This is a genomic window from [Muricauda] lutisoli (nom. illeg.) (genome assembly GCF_017313105.1).
GTDB lineage: Bacteria > Bacteroidota > Bacteroidia > Flavobacteriales > Flavobacteriaceae > Flagellimonas > Flagellimonas lutisoli.
This window is the reverse complement of sequence record NZ_JAFLND010000001.1, coordinates 1530903-1548123: the sequence shown is the minus strand read 5'-3', so window position 1 is coordinate 1548123 and position 17221 is coordinate 1530903. Positions and strand designations below refer to the sequence as shown.

At 41.5% G+C, this 17221-nt stretch carries 9 protein-coding genes; 5 read left to right on the top strand and 4 right to left on the bottom strand.

All coding sequences use genetic code 11. From position 1 onward, the window contains the following. Window positions 1-26: 26 nt before the first annotated feature. From J0X13_RS07155 to J0X13_RS07140, 4 genes are all read right to left on the bottom strand, one after another. Entirely contained in the window at window positions 27-1172 is a 1146-nt protein-coding gene (locus J0X13_RS07155; RefSeq protein ID WP_207070724.1) for an alpha-hydroxy acid oxidase, read from the bottom strand. 1 nt (window position 1173) lies between these two features. Next, window positions 1174-2547, bottom strand: a complete 1374-nt coding sequence (locus tag J0X13_RS07150) for an FGGY-family carbohydrate kinase (RefSeq protein ID WP_207070723.1) — start codon at window positions 2545-2547, stop codon at window positions 1174-1176. 10 nt (window positions 2548-2557) lie between these two features. After that, window positions 2558-3838: a sugar isomerase gene (locus J0X13_RS07145; RefSeq protein WP_207070722.1), complete on the bottom strand. Its 1281-nt coding sequence runs from the start codon at window positions 3836-3838 to the stop codon at window positions 2558-2560. A gap of 81 nt (window positions 3839-3919) precedes the next feature. Next, the gene (locus tag J0X13_RS07140) at window positions 3920-6019 is read right to left on the bottom strand and encodes a bifunctional aldolase/short-chain dehydrogenase (protein WP_207070721.1); all 2100 of its coding nucleotides are present in this window, start codon (window positions 6017-6019) and stop codon (window positions 3920-3922) included. A gap of 99 nt (window positions 6020-6118) precedes the next feature. Between J0X13_RS07140 and J0X13_RS07135 the strand changes: the two genes are divergently transcribed. The 5 genes from J0X13_RS07135 to J0X13_RS07115 all read left to right on the top strand — a co-directional run bounded on the left by J0X13_RS07135 (window position 6119) and on the right by J0X13_RS07115 (window position 17187). Further along, window positions 6119-7147 carry a GntR family transcriptional regulator gene (locus J0X13_RS07135; RefSeq protein WP_207070720.1) on the top strand — a complete coding sequence of 343 codons (1029 nt, stop codon included), beginning with the start codon at window positions 6119-6121 and terminating at the stop codon, window positions 7145-7147. A gap of 196 nt (window positions 7148-7343) precedes the next feature. Further along, complete coding sequence (locus tag J0X13_RS07130; RefSeq protein WP_242535633.1) at window positions 7344-10445, top strand: SusC/RagA family TonB-linked outer membrane protein; 3102 nt, start codon at window positions 7344-7346, stop codon at window positions 10443-10445. A gap of 39 nt (window positions 10446-10484) precedes the next feature. Then, window positions 10485-11942, top strand: a complete 1458-nt coding sequence (locus J0X13_RS07125) for a RagB/SusD family nutrient uptake outer membrane protein (protein WP_207070719.1) — start codon at window positions 10485-10487, stop codon at window positions 11940-11942. A gap of 181 nt (window positions 11943-12123) precedes the next feature. Continuing rightward, entirely contained in the window at window positions 12124-15426 is a 3303-nt protein-coding gene (locus J0X13_RS07120; protein WP_207070718.1) for a glycosyl hydrolase, read from the top strand. Between the two features lie 159 nt (window positions 15427-15585). Then, window positions 15586-17187, top strand: coding sequence for a carboxylesterase/lipase family protein (locus tag J0X13_RS07115; protein WP_242535632.1), 1602 nt, complete (start codon window positions 15586-15588; stop codon window positions 17185-17187). Window positions 17188-17221: the final 34 nt, after the last annotated feature.

The following is a 17221-nucleotide window of genomic DNA, read 5'->3' as shown; positions in this document are numbered from 1 at the left end:
TATCGTTAAATTTATGTGCTTGTTTGTTAGATCAGGTGCTTATGAAGGTCATGGATGTTCTCGCAGCACAATTGATCCAAAATTTGTTGTAGTTGGACCTTTAAAATTGTCATGGTGTGGTCGCCTCCTTTTTTGCCCATCGCAGCGGCACCGTACATAAAGGAACGCCCCATAAAGGTAAATTCAGCCCCCCGCGCCAAGGAACGCGCCATATCAGGTCCTGATCGCATACCACTGTCCATCATTACCGTGATTTGGTCCTTGTATTTGGCAGCAATCCGTGTCAAAGGAGCAATCGTGGATTCTCCCGCATCCAATTGTCTGCCACCGTGGTTGGAAACGATAATTCCATCGAATCCTAATCTTATGGCCTGTTCGGTATCTTCTTCCGAAGCTACACCTTTCAACACCAATTTTCCTTTCCATTTGTCCCTGATCGGTTTGATGCGCTCCTCGTTCAAGCGTCCCGAAAAGGTTTTGTCCATAAATTTGCCCAATTGCTTTAGGTTGAGTCCCTCTGGTGTGTATGGTCTTAAGGTTTCAAATGTGGGAATGCCATGCCTAAGGGTTTGAAGCGCCCAATTTGGTTTCCCTAATATTTGAAGAATATTGGCCATCGTCATTTTTGGGGGTAAGGCCAACCCATTCTTAAAGTCACGTGGTCTGTAACCGAAGGTGGGTACATCGCAAAGCAAGACCAAAACAGGACAGCCTGCTGCGGCCGCTCTATCCAAAATATCATTTCTAACAGCATCTTCCGCTGGGTTGTATAATTGAAACCAAGCTTTACCTTCGGTGAGTTCGCTGGCCCTTTCAATATCCATGGTGGTCACAGTGCTCAAGATAAACGGTACATTGTGTTTGTTGGCCGCCTTGGCCAAAATTTCCGGCGAATTGGGCCACATCAACCCTTGAAGGCCAACAGGTGCCACACCGAACGGGGCATCGTATTCCTGCCCAAACAAAGTGGTTTTTATGGATGCGCCCTTAAAATCCTTGATATAGATCGGTTTAAGCTGTATATCTCTAATTTCGGAAGTGTTCCTGCGGATATTGACATCTTCGTTGCAGCCTCCATCCAAGTATTCAAAGGCAAAGCGCGGAATTCTTTTTCTGGCTTTCTCCCTTAAATCATCAACAGAAGGATATCGAGTATCAAAACTTTGGGCCATATCAATTTGTTATTAGGGGTCTATGTTTTTTTAACGCGTAGTTCTTTTTTAGGAACTTTTGGTCCAGTTCCACGTTGGAAATGACAATGGCGGCTCCCAAGGCGGAACCGAGTGATGCATCCGTGGTCTTCACCTTCATTCCATCAAATCCACGGGCCAATAATTCCACAAATATTTGATTGTTGGTAAAGCCTCCGTCAATATACAATTGTTTGATGTTATCCTTTCCGATAGCTCGTTGTATACTTTCTATTTGCAATTCCACTAGTTCCATCATTAATTGGTGATAGGCTTCTTCATAGGAATTAAATTGCATTGGTGCTTGTACGTCCGGAGATGCTGCATCAAGACTTGCCCATTTAAATTTATGGGTAAAATTATCCTTTATCCTTTGATGGATATCGGCATCAAAATTTACGGTCTTGTGATAATCTTCGGAAACTCCGAATAGTGTTGCCAGTTCCTTGATCTGTTCGTTGTACTCATTGCCCAGGAACAATCGTGCAGCCTTTACGGGCTCACCATTGATGCGCATATAATTAATGCAATTGGAATCGGTATCCTCATCCGTCAAAAGTTCTTTGGAAAATGGATTGAGGGCAATGCTCCATGTTCCCGTGGAAAGCAACAGGAACTTTTTGTCAATACTTCGAATGTAAGGTAAAAGGGCCGAGGAACTATCGTGTATCCCAACGCCCACTTTGATTTGATGTCCCATGAAGTTGGTGTTGATACTGGTCTCCGTATCCACGATGGAAGGCAATAACTTATGGATTTCCTCTTGGTAGACCCATTCGTGGTAATCCTCTTTTTCATAGTTCCAAAGCGCAGTATGGCAACCAATACTGGTATATTCACTGACCGGAATTCCCGTAAACAAATAGCTCAGATATTGTGGTAAATGCAGTGAATACTTGATTTTTGAAAATACCTCCGGTTTTTCGTGCTTTAACCAATAGAGTTGGATGCCCGAGTTGAGCATGCCCTCTCGTGTGGTGCCCGTTTCCCTGCAAAATTTTATCTCCGGTCCATACTGCGCATAGAACTTTTCAACAATGTCGTTATTGATGGGTTTGGTGTAATTGTAGAGCGGGGTGACCACTTTGCCCATATCATCCAAATGAACGAAGCTTGCCCCGTAAGATGAAAAATTGACAGCTTTTACTTTATAATCCTTGGACTTTAGAATGCTGTGAAAGGTATTCTTTATCCAGTTTTGAAGTTCGGTCAGATTTTCCGTGGGATGGCCATCCTCGTCTTGGATAGGCTCTAAATAGGTGTAATCGCGATGGACTTCTTTGAAGTCCATGTCAAAGAGAAAGAACTTTTTGTTTGTCTTGCCAATGTCAAAAACCGCAATTACTTCTTTTGCCATATGATTTGGATTATAGGCCTGTTGCCATTGTATGTTTACCCCTTTCGTCCACTAATTTTTTGCGAACCTCCAAATGCCTGTAGGTGTCCAATGGGTTCAAAGCTCCTCCGTTCGATACCCGTGCACGTTCCAAAAGTGGTCGTACATCGGTAAGGTAAGCCTCCTGTAAAATTTCTTGACATAGGGTTACATCGTGATTTTTTTGTGCTTCGCGAAGTGCCTTTTGGTCCACCAAAAGCGCTTTCGCATATGAAGAACGGATGGCTTCCAGGGATTGCATAAGATCTTCCAATGGATCTTTTATGTTATGGCTAGCGTCAATCATCCAAGCTGGGTAAGGGTTTTGTGGATTGTTCTCCATTCCGTACACCAACTCATTGAAAATCAAGAAAAGGGAATATGGTTTTATGCTACCTACCGTGAGGTCGTCATCCCCATATTTGCTATCATTGAAATGAAACCCTCCTAATTTACCTTTCATCATTAGAGTGGCCACAATCTGTTCTATATTGGTATTGGGCAGGTGATGCCCCAAATCTACCAAGGTATAGGCTTTTGGTCCACATTCATTGGCCAACATAAAGGAAGTGCCCCAATCTTGGATTACCGTGCTGTAGAAGTTTGGCTCGTAAGGCTTGTATTCTATAAACAGTTTCCAATCTTCGGGTAGGGTCTTGTAGATTTGCTGTAAACTGTCCTGGGTGTTTTTGAGAACGGTCTGGAAATTGTTCTGGCCGGGAAAACTTGAACCATCGGCCAGCCAAACGGTCAAACTTTTGGAACCCAATTTTTCTCCCAAGCGGATAACATCGATATTGTGTTGTATGGCCTGTTCTCTTGATTTGTCATCCGTACTGCAAAGCGACCCGAATTTATAAGAATGTTTTTGATCAGGTTGATCCTGAAAGGTATTGGAGTTCATGGCATCAAACTTAAGATCAAGCGATTTTGTCAAGGCTTTGATCTTCTCTGCATCTTCGGGAACATCCCATGGGATATGCAGCGAAATGGCTCCTGCGGATTTTGTAAGTGCATGGATAAGACCGACATCCTCAATTTTTTGCTCTAAAGTTCCGGGTTCCCCATGAAAGGAGAATCTTCCAAAACGTGTTCCACCGGCACCCAAGGCCCAACTTGGAATAGCTACCTGAAAGTCTCCGACTTTTTTTAGGATATTTTCAACATCATGGCCCTTATTGGTAAGGTTGTTGGCCAAAAAATCAAAACTTTGATCGTGTTTATCAAAGTTGCTTTGGTTGTGAGATGTTATCTGTTCTTTATTTAAAATCATAAGGTCTTGCCATCTTTAAAAACCGTAGGCCATGATCTGGCCTACGGTAATACTTGAATTTAAAATAAACTAACTCAAAACCTATCTTGTAAATGCATTGGCCATGCCGCCATCCACATTGATAATGTTTCCAGTACTTTTGTCCAGTAGGCCAACAAAGGCAAATACCCCATTGGCGATATCTTCTGGATATATAATTTCGTTGAGCAGATTTCTTTTCGCGTAGTGTGCAGGTAGGTCTTCCACTTTTATTCCATGGGCCTTGGCACGTCCTTCGGCCCATTCACCTTCCCATATCTTGCTTCCTACGATCACTCCATCGGGGTTTACGGTGTTTACGCGGATTCCTTTGCCTCCAAGTTCTGCCGCTAGTAAACGTACCATGTGCATCTGTGCTGCTTTGGCAGTTCCGTAGCCAACATTGTTTGGACCGGATACCAAGCCGTTTTTACTGGCAATACTTATGATGTCACCGCCCAAGTCTTGCTTGTTCATAATATCGACCCCTTGCTTAAAGAGTTCGAACTGACCTTTTACCAACACATTCTGGAGTAGGTCCCAATCTTTTTCGGTGGTCTCTTCCAATGGTTTTGATATAGCCAATCCTGCACTGTGAATCACCAAATCCACACCTCCAAACTCTAAACAGGCATCTTTGTAAGCTTTACTTATGGAGTCTTTGTTCGTTACATCACAAACGGCATAGCTTGCAACATCCCTTGGATAGGTTTCCACAGCTTCTTTTAATCTGTCTTCGGCAATATCGGTTAAAACCACATTGGCTCCTTGCTCTGCAAGCTTATCTGCGATGGCTTTGCCAATACCGCCCCCTGCGCCTGTGACCAATGCCACTTTTCTGGATAACGGCTTTTCCTTCGGCATACGTTGCAACTTAGCCTCTTCCAACAACCAATATTCAATATCGAAGGCCTCTTGTCTTGGTAAAGAGGTATAGGCGGAAATTGCCTCTGCTCCACGCATCACATTAATAGCGTTGATGTAAAACTCACTTGCTACACGTGTGGTCTGCTTGTTTTTTGAGAAACTGAACATTCCAACACCTGGATAAATAATGATGACCGGATTGGGGTCACGCATGGCAGGACTGTTGTCGTGCTTGCAGTTCTCATAATATGCTGCGTATTCTTTTCTATATTGTTCGAATGCGGGCTCTAACTTTTTAAGAACATCCTCTGCATTGGATAAATCTTCTTCTGCATCCAGAGTCAAAACCAAAGGTTGGATTTTTGTTCTTAAAAAATGATCTGGACACGAAGTTCCCATTGGGGCAAGTTTCTCCAAATCATTACTGTTGATATACTCCATCACCACATCAGCATCGGTAAAATGACCGATCATACGGTTTTCAGAAGAACACAGTCCTCGCAAAAGTGGCATCAACTGGGCCGCTTTCTCTTTTCTTTGATCTGCAGGTAAAGATTTCACTTTCTGTCCTCCAAAAACTTCACCTTGTTCCTTTATTTTTTTCTCAATGTATTCAGAAGCCATTTCAATGACTTCCAAACTGTTGATATAGCATTCATAAGAGGTGTCTCCCCAAGTAAACAAACCGTGGCTTCCTAAAACAATACCTCTTATACCGGGGTTTTCGTTCAAACATTTTTCCAATTGAAGCCCTAGGTCAAACCCAGGTCGTTGCCATGGTACCCAGCCCATGGTATCTCCCCAAATTTCCTTGGTGACCTTTTCACTGTCCTTCGCGGCCGCAACGGCAATCAACGCATCTGGGTGCAAGTGATCAATATGTTTAAAAGGAAGTAATCCGTGCAATGGGGTGTCGATTGAGGGGGCTCGACTGTCCAAATCATAAATACAATGGTTGAATAGTCCTACCATCCTATCTTCATCGTGCAATCCTTTGTAGACCTTCTTCAAATTTCTTAATCGTTCGGTATAAAGACCTGCAATTCCTGAACGGGTTAGGGTTCCGATATCACCTCCAGATCCTTTAATCCACATTACTTCAACGTCTTCGTTGGTCAGAGGGTCTTTTTCAATAGTCTTACAACTTGTATTTCCCCCTCCGTAGTTCGTAATCCTTAAATCGGAGCCCAAAATATTGGACCTATATAGGAACAGGGCCACTTGGTCATCACCAAGTTCCAAGGCCTTTTTTTCGTCCCATAGATAATCCACGTGTTTAAAAGTCTTTATCCCCATCAGGTTATTTTTTTTATTATTGTTGTTGGTAAATGTAGTTACCCATTTTCTATTAAGTGTTCTGCACTGTTAAGTAAACCTGTCCTAAAAGTTAGTAAAATGTTGGAATTGATCGATATAAAAGAAGAATCTAAAGTACCCAAGTACAAACAGATAGTGGATTCCATTTTGGCCGCCATCGAAAATGGCAAGATAAAATTGGATGATAGGTTGCCATCGGTGAACGAACTATTGATCGAATTTGATATTTCTCGGGATACTGTGGTAAGGGCATACGATCATCTTAAGAAAAACAAGATCATTGAATCGGTTCCGGGAAAGGGCTATTATGTGAAAAGAGATCAACTGGCTCTGAAGGCCAAGGTTTTTCTGTTGTTCAATAAACTTAGTCCCCATAAAAAAATAATCTATGATGCATTTGCCAAGACCTTGGGCGATAATGCAACCATCGATTTTTTTATCTATGAAAACAATTACAGGCATTTTAAGGAATTGATCCTGTATTCAAAAACAAGGTCCTATACCTATACACATTACGTAGTGATCAGTCACTTTGAAGAAGGTGGGGATGATGTGCTCAGTTTTATAAAAAAGGAGATTCCTTTGGAAAAATTGATCGTGCTGGACAAAAGACTGGATGGATTGCCCAATACCGTGTCCAGTATTTATCAGGATTTTGAGCAAGACATTTATTCGGCCCTCGTAAAATTGAATCCAAAACTTAGAAAGTACAAACAACTCAAATTACTTCTTCGAAAAAAAACATATCATCCGATAGAGATCAAAAAAGGGTTCATTAAGTTCTGTGGGCAATTTGCTTATGAGTTTGGTATTATTGAAGAGATCGAATCCAGTGAAATAGAAAAGGAAACCGTATACATTAACCTTAAGGAGAACGACCTTGTGATTTTAATAAAGAAAATCAAACAATCCAAATATGTATTGGGTAAGGATGTAGGAATCATTTCTTACAATGAAACTCCCTTAAAGGAGGTATTGTTGGATGGTATTACGGTAATTTCCACGGATTTTGAGAATTTAGGAAAAAAGGCAGCGGAAATTGTTTTGAAAAACCAAACCATTTATACCGAAAATCCGTTTTATGTGATTACCAGAAACTCGCTTTAGGATATATTCTTCAAATTTCATTACGCTAAAAATTATTCCGTATCAGAACAGTACAGAACGGAATAGTTCTCCCCTAACATTATCTTAACATTGTTGTGAATCAATTGCCAAACATGTGATTGTGATTCATTTTTGGCCCAATTTACATGCACAAAGATTGGGTCGATTACACAAATTAATTAACTAAAAACAAACTATGAGGACTAAAAAGACATTATGGTTAGGGGTTCTTTTTATGGCTATCTTCTGTGGCTTTACAGCCCATGCACAACAGCGGATTACCGTAAGCGGAACTGTTACAGATGCAGAAACCGGTCAACCCTTACCAGGGGTAACCGTTGTTGAGCAAGGTACCACAAATGGTACAAGTGCAGATTTTGATGGAAATTATTCTATTGATGTTGCTTCAGACGCAGTATTGACCTTTTCTTCCGTGGGTTATGCAGCGCAAAACATACCAGTCAACGGAAGGTCACAAATTAACCTTAGCTTATCGGTAGACAGCCAACAATTGGATGAGGTTGTGATTGTTGGATATGGTACACAGACCAGTAGAAAGGTTACCGGTGCTGTTCAACAGATTGATTCTGAGCAGCTTGCTGATATACCTGTGCCACAGGTAACCCAAAAATTGCAGGGTAGACTGGTAGGTGTACAGATTAATCAAACTACGGGTAAACCTGGACAAGGACTACAGGTCCGAGTTAGGGGACAAGCCTCTATTTTGGCAGGTAGTGACCCATTGTATGTGGTGGATGGTTTCCCAATTGTTGGAGACATTAGTACAATAAACCCGGATGAAATAGAAAGTATTTCAGTATTAAAAGATGCTGCTTCTACTTCTTTGTATGGTTCTAGAGCTGCCAATGGAGTTGTCTTGATAACCACAAAGGGAGGTAAAAAAGAATCTAACAATTTATCTTTTAATTATTATGGAGGTGTTCAGGTGGTACCGCAAAAAGGACGACCCGATATGATGAACGGAACCGAATTTGCCCAATTTAAAAAGGAATCTTTTGAAGACTTGGGGCAGCCTGTGCCCGAAGCATTTCAAAATCCAGAGCAGTACGGGGAAGGTTATGACTGGTATGATGCCATGTTGCAAACGGCCCCGATTCAAAGTTACAATCTAAATTGGACGGCTGGAGGTGAAAAGTCATCTGTTGCTGTAGTAGCAGGCTTTTTCAATCAAGATGGTGTAATGATCAATTCAAACTTTAAAAGATATTCTTTAAGAGCAAACTCTTCGTTTGATTTAGGTGATAAGGTTAAGCTCGGATTTTCGGTAGCACCAACATATTCCATAAATAATGTTCCTAGTTCTGATGGGGCATTTTATGCAACAAATGTGGATGCGGGCATTCCTGGCGGATTGATTAATAATTCACTATTGGCTTGGCCTATAATACCTTTTCAAAATGAGGATGGAACATATCCTTTAACAGCCTGGATACCTGGGGTAAGCGCATTCCCTGCGCCTAACTGGATTAGATCCGCGAATGAAATAACAAATGAGACAAAACAGACACGGATCTTAGGTAACCTGTCATTGCAATATGAGCCAATTAAAGGTCTTCAATTTAAAACTACCTTAAACGGTGATTTGGGAAACACTTCTTTTTTAAATTTCAGTCCGTCCACGGCTTCCACGACTTTCGCAAGTTTACCTCCAGTCTTAGCTACTTCCATTCGTAGAGAGAATAGATATATCACATGGTTGAATGAAAATACGATAAACTATTCTACCTCCTTTGGAGATCACAGTTTAGAAGTTCTATTGGGTGCTTCTTATCAAAAGTTTGAAGGAGATAATTCTCAACTATATCTTTCTGATTTCCCAGATGATAGGGTTCGAACAATTCAGTCTGCTTTGAATATTGATAGATCACGTTCCTTCAATAATATTAACGAGTGGAGTTTAACATCGTATTTCTCCAGAGTAAATTATGATTATAAAGGAAAATATTTGGCTACACTCTCTTTACGTAGGGACGGTTCATCAAGATTTGGTTCCAATAATAGGTGGGGTAATTTTCCATCAGCCTCTGTAGGTTGGGTTTTTTCTGATGAGTCGTTTTTGGAAGGAGCTGATTTTATCAGTTTTGGTAAGCTTAGAGCCAGCTATGGTGTAATTGGAAACAACAATATCGGGAATTATACCCAATACGCATTGGTCGATAATTCATTAAATGCTGTTTTTGGTAATACTATTGCCAGTGGTGCGGCAGTCACCACATTGGGTAATTCCGATTTGGGATGGGAGCGTACCAAACAATTGGATATCGGATTGGATTTAAGGTTGTTCGATGATCGTGTGGAATTTATATATGATTACTATAAAAAGAACACCACGGATTTGTTGTTCAATGTTGCGGTTCCACAAGAATCAGGGTTTACAAACTTTAATGATAATATAGGTGAAATCAAGTTTTGGGGTCATGAATTTGCCGTAATCTCAAGGAATATTTCCAAACCGGATTTTACTTGGACATCCAACTTCAATATTTCTTTTAACAGAAATGAGGTAGTGGCATTGGCAGATGGAGTAGATAGATTGTATACTAATTCAGGACCTTATACGAGTGTTACGATGCCAGGAAAGCCCTTAGGGCAGTTTTGGGGATTGATCCACGATGGGGTATATGCTAACCAAGCAGAATTCGATAACTCTCCAAAAGCTGCAGAATCACAAGTGGGAACTGTCAAGTTTACCGATGTAAATGGTGATGGGCAAATTACCTATGGAGGTGATAATGATGATCGTACTGTAATTGGAAACCCTTTTCCAGACTATATTTTCGGATTTACTAATGATTTTAAATATAAAAATTGGGATGCAAGTATCGTAATCTCAGGTTCGGTGGGTAATGATATAGCTGTGGCTTCTGACCAAGGTACTACAAATTTGGATGGGGTATTCAATGTATTAAAGGAGGTTGAAAACCGATGGAGGTCCGAGGAAAACCCCGGTAACGGAAAATATGGGAAAACTACGGCGGCAACATTTATGGAGCGTGATTGGTTCAGTACGCGTTTCATTCAAGATGGAAGTTATTTAACAGTTAGAAATATCACTGTTGGATATTCGTTCCCAATGCGCAGTGAATCACTTTTAAAACGAGCAAGGTTGTATGGTTCTGTACAACAAGCATTCGTGTTCACAAGTTATAAAGGAGCTAACCCAGAGGTTAGTGGAACCTCAGGAGGAACACAGGCATCAACCCTTGCCTTGGGTTACGATTGGGCCTCATATCCGGTTCCAAGAACATTTACATTAGGTATTAATTTATCATTCTAGAAAATCATGAAAAAAATAATTTCAATCATATACATAACAATGGCTACAGGATTATTTTATTCTTGTAGTGAAGACTTTTTAGAGATACCGCCAGAAGATTCATTGAGTCAAACTATTTTCTTTGAAACACAAGAAGATTTTGCCCAGGCCATCAATGCCACTTATGCACCATTGCGAAATTTGCAAAATGTTGGGGTCGGTGGAGCATATGCCATGGGAGAGATGCGGTCCGATAATACACATTATAAGTACAATCCCAATTATAGAGCGGTACAAGCAGGTGAAAATGTGGCTGATTTTTTAGTTAATGATGCTAATTTTTACGTCGAAAATAAATACGATAATAACTATTTAATTATTGCTAGGGCAAACCAAATTTTATCCCTGATCGATGAGGTAGAGTTTGATGATGCTGCTGTGAAGGATAACGTTAAGGGACAAGCGCAGTTTTTAAGGGCATTGGCCTATTTCGATCTAGTTCAGTACTTTGGGCAGGTGCCGTTGCATTTGACCCCTGTTATAAATCGAGAGGAGGCTGCTTTGCCGTTATCAACTACAGACGAAATATTTGGACAAATCGTTTCAGATGTGGAAGATGCCATTTCATTGTTACCTTCAAAATCGGAGCAAGAAGCAGGAAGAGCCACAAGGGGCTCTGCCCAAATGCTGTTGGCAAACCTTTATATTGTGCAAGAAAATTGGAGCAGTGCCGAAACCGTCTTGTCCAGTTTAATTACCTCAGGGGAATATGATCTTTTGGGTGACTACGCAGATGTCTTTGATTTAAGCAATAAAAACAGCATCGAATCCATATTTGAAGTGCAGTTTTTGGAAGGAACCGAAGGTTTTGCCAGTTCGTTTATGTACGAATGGCTACCAATGCCTTTGACTGCTGAACAAGTAGCTGAAATTACAGGGGTGCCTAATTCACAGGCAGCAAACGAGGAAGGCTTCAATATTCCAACGCCTGATATTATGGGTAGTTACGAGGATGGTGACCTAAGAGAGAGTGTTTCTATTGATAGTATCGAAGTAGAGGGGACCTTCTATCCTTATATAAATAAATTCTGGCAACCTCATTCCAATCCCGGACTCACTGGTGTGAACATGCCTATTTATAGGTATTCAGAAGCGTTATTGTTTTACGCAGAAGTATTAAATGAGAGCGGACAGACTGGAGCAGCAGAACCTTATTTGAACCAGGTAAGAAATAGGGCAGGACTTGCATCGGTAACCGGATTAAGTCAGGCTGAAATGCGACAGGCAATATTGGATGAACGTCGGGTAGAATTGGCGTTTGAAAATAAAAGATGGCTCGATCTCGTTCGCACAGGAAATGCACAATCCGTAATGTCCGCCTATGGACAACGTGTGCAGGCCAATCCACAGGATTATTATTACCCAAATGGAATAGGCCCAGCACCAGCAGCTTACGGTAACATTAGCGAACTGTTCCCGATTCCGGCAAGTGAGACATTGTTGAATCCAAACTTTTAACCCACTGGTTAATGGAAGAATTGGCAATTGAGTAGGGTTATGTTTAGTTAATCTAACCCGGCATAATATGCCGGGTTAGTTTTATTATAAGGGTATCTTATATTAAGCTATTTCTCCCTAAAGTGCTGATAAAAAAGGACTCGAAACCACCGAAACACACATTATCAATAAAGAAGCAATCATGAAAAAAGTACTTTTTATTTTCCTATTGGCCATCGCCTTTTTGGCTTGTGATAACAACCCCCAACAAGTTAATTTTAACAAGGAGGAACTACTATTAAATTTTAAAAACCCTCCCAATGAGGCCAGACCCAGGGTATGGTGGCATTGGATGAACGGTAATATTACGAAGGATGGAATCCAAAAAGACCTTAATTGGATGGAACGTACCGGTATCGGTGGGTTCCAGAATTTTGATGCCAACCTTTTTACCCCTTTGGTGACTGATGAAAAACTGGTATTTATGACACCAAAGTGGAGGGAAGCTTTCAAGTTCACAACTGATTTGGCCATTGAAAAAGGGTTTGAGATGGCCATAGCCGGTTCGCCGGGATGGTCTGAAACTGGAGGACCTTGGGTTGAACCTAGGGATGGAATGAAAAAATATGTTTGGGCAGAACTGGAAGTGGAAGGAGGTAAGACTTTTGACGGGATATTACCAGAACCACCCAAGGAGACCAGTACATTCCAGAATGTTCCTCCAGAAACTGGCTTGAGCATGGATGAATCTGTTCGGGAAACACCACAGTTTTACAGTGACGCAGCCGTAATTGCATATAAAATGCCAAATGATGAAGTATCTCTGGCTCAGCTTAATCCAAAAGTGAGCTCAAGTGGTGGAAATTTCTCATTGAAAAAACTAACTGATGGTGATTTAAACAATGGTAGTTTTCTTCCCCCCGCTGATGTAGGAGGCAAAACATGGATACAATATGAATTTGACAACCCGGTCGCTTTCAAGAGCTACTCAGTAGTCGGGTCTAAACTCAGTCGTTTATCTGTTTTTAGAGGAGCACCCGAAAATAGGTCTATCGAAGTAAGCGATGATGGTAAAAACTTTAAAAAAGTCGTTGATATCCCTGGAAATTTGGTTCCCCAAACATCAGGGTCTTTTCCTAAAACAACGGCGAAGTATTGGCGTTTTGTTTTTGAAACATTGCCTCCAGGTCCATCAGGACTGGCCGTGTTAATGGGAAGCAATGAAGATTTCAAGCCCGAAGGTGTGGATGTGTCCGAGTTTATATTGAACAACACATCAAGAATTGAACGTTTTGAAGGAAAAGCTGGATTTGCCCCATGGAGGGAGCATGTTCAATTGGAAATGGGGGATGATGCTGATGCCATCGCAAGTAAAGATGTGATTGATTTGACCGATAAATTACAGGAAGACGGAACGCTTACCTGGGATGTTCCCCAAGGAAAATGGAAAATAATAAGGTTGGGATATTCCTTAACGGGGAGGGAAAATCACCCTGCTTCTCCAGAAGCTACTGGATTGGAAGTGGATAAATTGGATGAAGACGCCGTTAGAAAATACATCAACCATTATCTAGACCTTTATCAAGATGCCACGGGTGGACAAATGGGGGAGACAGGATTGGGTTATATTATTTTGGATAGCTATGAAGCTGGACATTTGAATTGGACTCATGATATGTCCGAAGAATTCCTATCACGTCGAGGATACGATTTAAAACCTTGGATACCGGTACTAACGGGCCGAATAATTGAAAGTAGGGAAGCCTCAGAAAAATTTCTTTGGGATTTTAGAAAGACCATTGGTGAAATGATAGCGGACAATCACTACGATATCATTGGTGAAGAACTCCAAAAACGTGGGATGAAAAGATATACTGAAAGCCATGAAAATGGAAGAGTTTTCTTGGCTGATGGAATGGATGTGAAACGTAATGCCGATGTGCCTATGGCTGCCATGTGGACCCCTGGGGGTCTTTCGGAAGGACCTGATGAACAAGTCCGAAGCGAAGGAGATATACGTGAATCGGCTTCTGTAGCTCATATTTATGGGAAGCCTTATGTGGCAGCTGAATCCATGACCTCTATACAAAATGGATTTTCTTGGCATCCCGAAAAATTGAAACGTACGGCAGATTTGGAACTGGCCTCCGGTCTTAATCGATATGTGATTCATACATCGGTACATCAACCCTTGGACGATAAAATGCCGGGATTCTCTTTGGGACCTTTTGGACAATATTTTACCCGTCAAGAAACTTGGTCCGGTGCTGGAGCAGCGTCATGGGTCGACTATTTGTCGAAAAGCAGTTATATGTTGCAACTAGGACAGAATGTAGCTGATGTACTGTATTTATATGGAGAAAACGACAACGTAACCTGGATTACAAGGGAAACCCTCCCTAATATACCTAAAGGGTATGAGTTTGATTTTGTGAGCCCGACCATACTTCAAGAAGCAATCACTGCAGAAGATGGTAAATTAAAGGCTGTCGGAGGGGTTACATATGAATTGCTTCAATTGGATAAAGGCACACAAAAAATGTCAATGGCCACGCTGAAAAAACTGGCGGAACTGGCCAGTAATGGAGTAAAAATAAAAGGTGCAAAGCCTTTGGCAACTCCCAGCTTATCTGATGATATTGATGCTTTTCAATCTTTGGCCGATGAAATTTGGGGAAAACCCAATGTAGGGAAAGATGTAAGTTTAGACATCTTACCCGATGTTCAAGTTACTGAAACAGATCATAAAATATTGTTCCGTCACAGAGCAAAGGGTGATTCACACATTTATTGGTTGAACAATCGCAATGTGAAACCCACCGAAACTCGAATCGGTTTTAGGGTTACGGGAAAACAACCAAAATTATGGCATCCGCAAACAGGAGAAATCATGGATGTAAGCTATTCGATGGAGGAAGAAATTACCTGGGTTCAGTTGCCATTTGAATCTTGGGAGGCTTATTTTGTTGTTTTTCTAGACGATACTAATGAAAAAACTTATACAGTTCCCGCAATTTCAGTATCACCCATTTTAACTTTAGAGGGGCCATGGGAAGTGATTTTTCAAGAAAATAGAGGTGCGCCGTCATCTGCTACTTTCGAAACCTTGGCATCTTGGACAGAGAAGGAGGATGAAGGAATAAAATATTTCTCCGGAACTGCTACGTATCATAAAACCTTCAATTTTGACAAAACCAATAAAGAAGCATCATTTATAATGGATTTAGGTGAGGTGAAGAATATTGCCGAAATCAAATTGAATGGAAAGGATATTGGGGTTTTGTGGAAATCACCATTCAAAATTGATATAACCGAAGCATTGCAAAATGGTGAGAATAAGCTTGAAGTTGCAGTCACCAATGTTTGGGTCAACCGATTGATAAGGGATGCGCAACCTAATGTCCAGAAAACTATTACCTATACGACCATGCCTTTTTACCAAGGAAACGAACCACTTTTGACTTCTGGTTTGATGGGAGATGTTAAGATCCTGGAACAGGAATGAGCAGGATAAAATTATCCCTAGATATAGATTGTTTTATAAGTTTAAATTGACAATTTGGCCTTAGGATTGGGAGCGAAACGAATAACTAAAATTAATACAAGGAGAAACTTTATAAAAAAAGTTGGAGCGTCATCAGCTTTGATGTTCCTTCCAGGTACAATGCTGCCTTTTGGATATAAGAGCTGGGATATTCCTGAAGAATGGGTCGAGGCTGAAATCTCGAAAGGTAAAATAAAAGGAATGCGTTCCGCAGGGGTAAATATTTTTAAAGGTATACCCTACGCCGGAAAAGTATCAGGGGATCGAAGGTTTCGTAGACCAGGACCTTTGGAAGCATGGACTGGGGTGTTGGACACCTTTGAATTGGGCCCTCCCGCTATCCAAGCGCCGAGACGGAACGAACCGGCACCGGCAGAAGACTGTCTTTTCCTAAATGTTTGGACACCTGCCAATGATGGAAAGAAACGCCCGGTGATGTTCTACAGCCATGGCGGCGGATTTGTAATAGGTTCGGGAGGTTCAGCTGGACAGGATGGAGCCAATTTGGCACGAAACTTTGATGTAGTGGTCGTGGAGACCAATCATCGATTGGGAATGCTCGGTTTCATGTATTTGGACGAGATAGCAGGTCCCGAATATGAAGGTTCCGGGAATATGGGACTTTTGGACATCACCGAAGGATTGAAATGGGTGAACGAAAACATTCATGTATTTGGAGGAGACCCGGATAATGTGATGATCTTTGGCGAATCTGGCGGTGGTGCAAAAACTTCTTGCCTTTATGCCATGCCCGAAGCATCACCTTACTTTAACAAAGCATCCATAGAAAGTGGCCCCGGAGTACGTATGCTCACCAAGGATATGGGCGCCCAGAACACGGAGTTGGTCCTCAATGAGTTTGGTATCTCCAAAAACAATTGGAAAAAACTATTGGATGTTCCTACGGATGAAATTTTAAAAGTTCAGGCAAAAATTCCATTTGTGCCACCGTTCCAAGAGAAGAAAAACACAGGAGGTCTAACAGATCCTGCCGTTGGTGGTTTTGGACCGGTAGTGGATGGAACGGTACTTCCAAACCATCCATTTGACCCAACCGCGCCAAAGATTTCGAAGGATAAGCCATTAATGGTGGGTTGGAACGAGGACGAGTACACCTTTTTTGCATGGGAAAGAAAGGATACGGAATTTGCCACATTGGATTTTGAAAGTTTAAAAACCAGATTGACACCTCAATTTGGCGAGGATACCCCCAAAATAATCGAAGTATATAGAAAAGCACGCCCAGAGGCATCACCAGCAGATATTTTTGTGGCCGTATCATCTATTGTAATGATGGGTCTGGGCTCCATTGAAATCGCCCAGCGAAAAGCAAAACAGGATGGGGCACCGGTATATTTGTATAATTTTGGTTATAAATCTGAAAAACCGGTACCTGGAACGGATTATCCCATGGGAACACCACATGCCATGGATATCTCATTCAAGTTCAATAATGAACAACCACCAAAAGATGGAGAACCTGACCGCCCGAGTTTCTTTGGAGGCGGAAGACCTGAACGCTTTACGGCATCCCATAATATGGCCGCTTATTGGACAGGCTTTGCCAAAACGGGGACACCATATGCCGAGGATTTGCCAGCATGGCCCGAATACAACCTGAATAGTAAGCCCATGATGCGAATCGATACGGAGTGTGTGGTTATTGAGGACAGATTTTCACAAGAATTGGCCATGTGGCGTGAGATTGGTCGATTACCCTAATAATTAAGATTCAACATAAAAATTATAACTAGCA

Bases quoted from the DNA above. Each gene is read 5' to 3' on its own strand.
- J0X13_RS07140 (WP_207070721.1), bottom strand. From the start codon at position 6,019: ATGGGGATAAAGACTTTTAAACACGTGGATTATCTATGGGACGAAAAA.
- J0X13_RS07125 (WP_207070719.1), top strand. From the start codon at position 10,485: ATGGCTACAGGATTATTTTATTCTTGTAGTGAAGACTTTTTAGAGATA.
- J0X13_RS07120 (WP_207070718.1), top strand. From the start codon at position 12,124: ATGAAAAAAGTACTTTTTATTTTCCTATTGGCCATCGCCTTTTTGGCT.
- J0X13_RS07145 (WP_207070722.1), bottom strand. From the start codon at position 3,838: ATGATTTTAAATAAAGAACAGATAACATCTCACAACCAAAGCAACTTT.
- J0X13_RS07135 (WP_207070720.1), top strand. From the start codon at position 6,119: ATGTTGGAATTGATCGATATAAAAGAAGAATCTAAAGTACCCAAGTAC.
- J0X13_RS07150 (WP_207070723.1), bottom strand. From the start codon at position 2,547: ATGGCAAAAGAAGTAATTGCGGTTTTTGACATTGGCAAGACAAACAAA.
- J0X13_RS07130 (WP_242535633.1), top strand. From the start codon at position 7,344: ATGAGGACTAAAAAGACATTATGGTTAGGGGTTCTTTTTATGGCTATC.
- J0X13_RS07115 (WP_242535632.1), top strand. From the start codon at position 15,586: ATGCTGCCTTTTGGATATAAGAGCTGGGATATTCCTGAAGAATGGGTC.
- J0X13_RS07155 (WP_207070724.1), bottom strand. From the start codon at position 1,172: ATGGCCCAAAGTTTTGATACTCGATATCCTTCTGTTGATGATTTAAGG.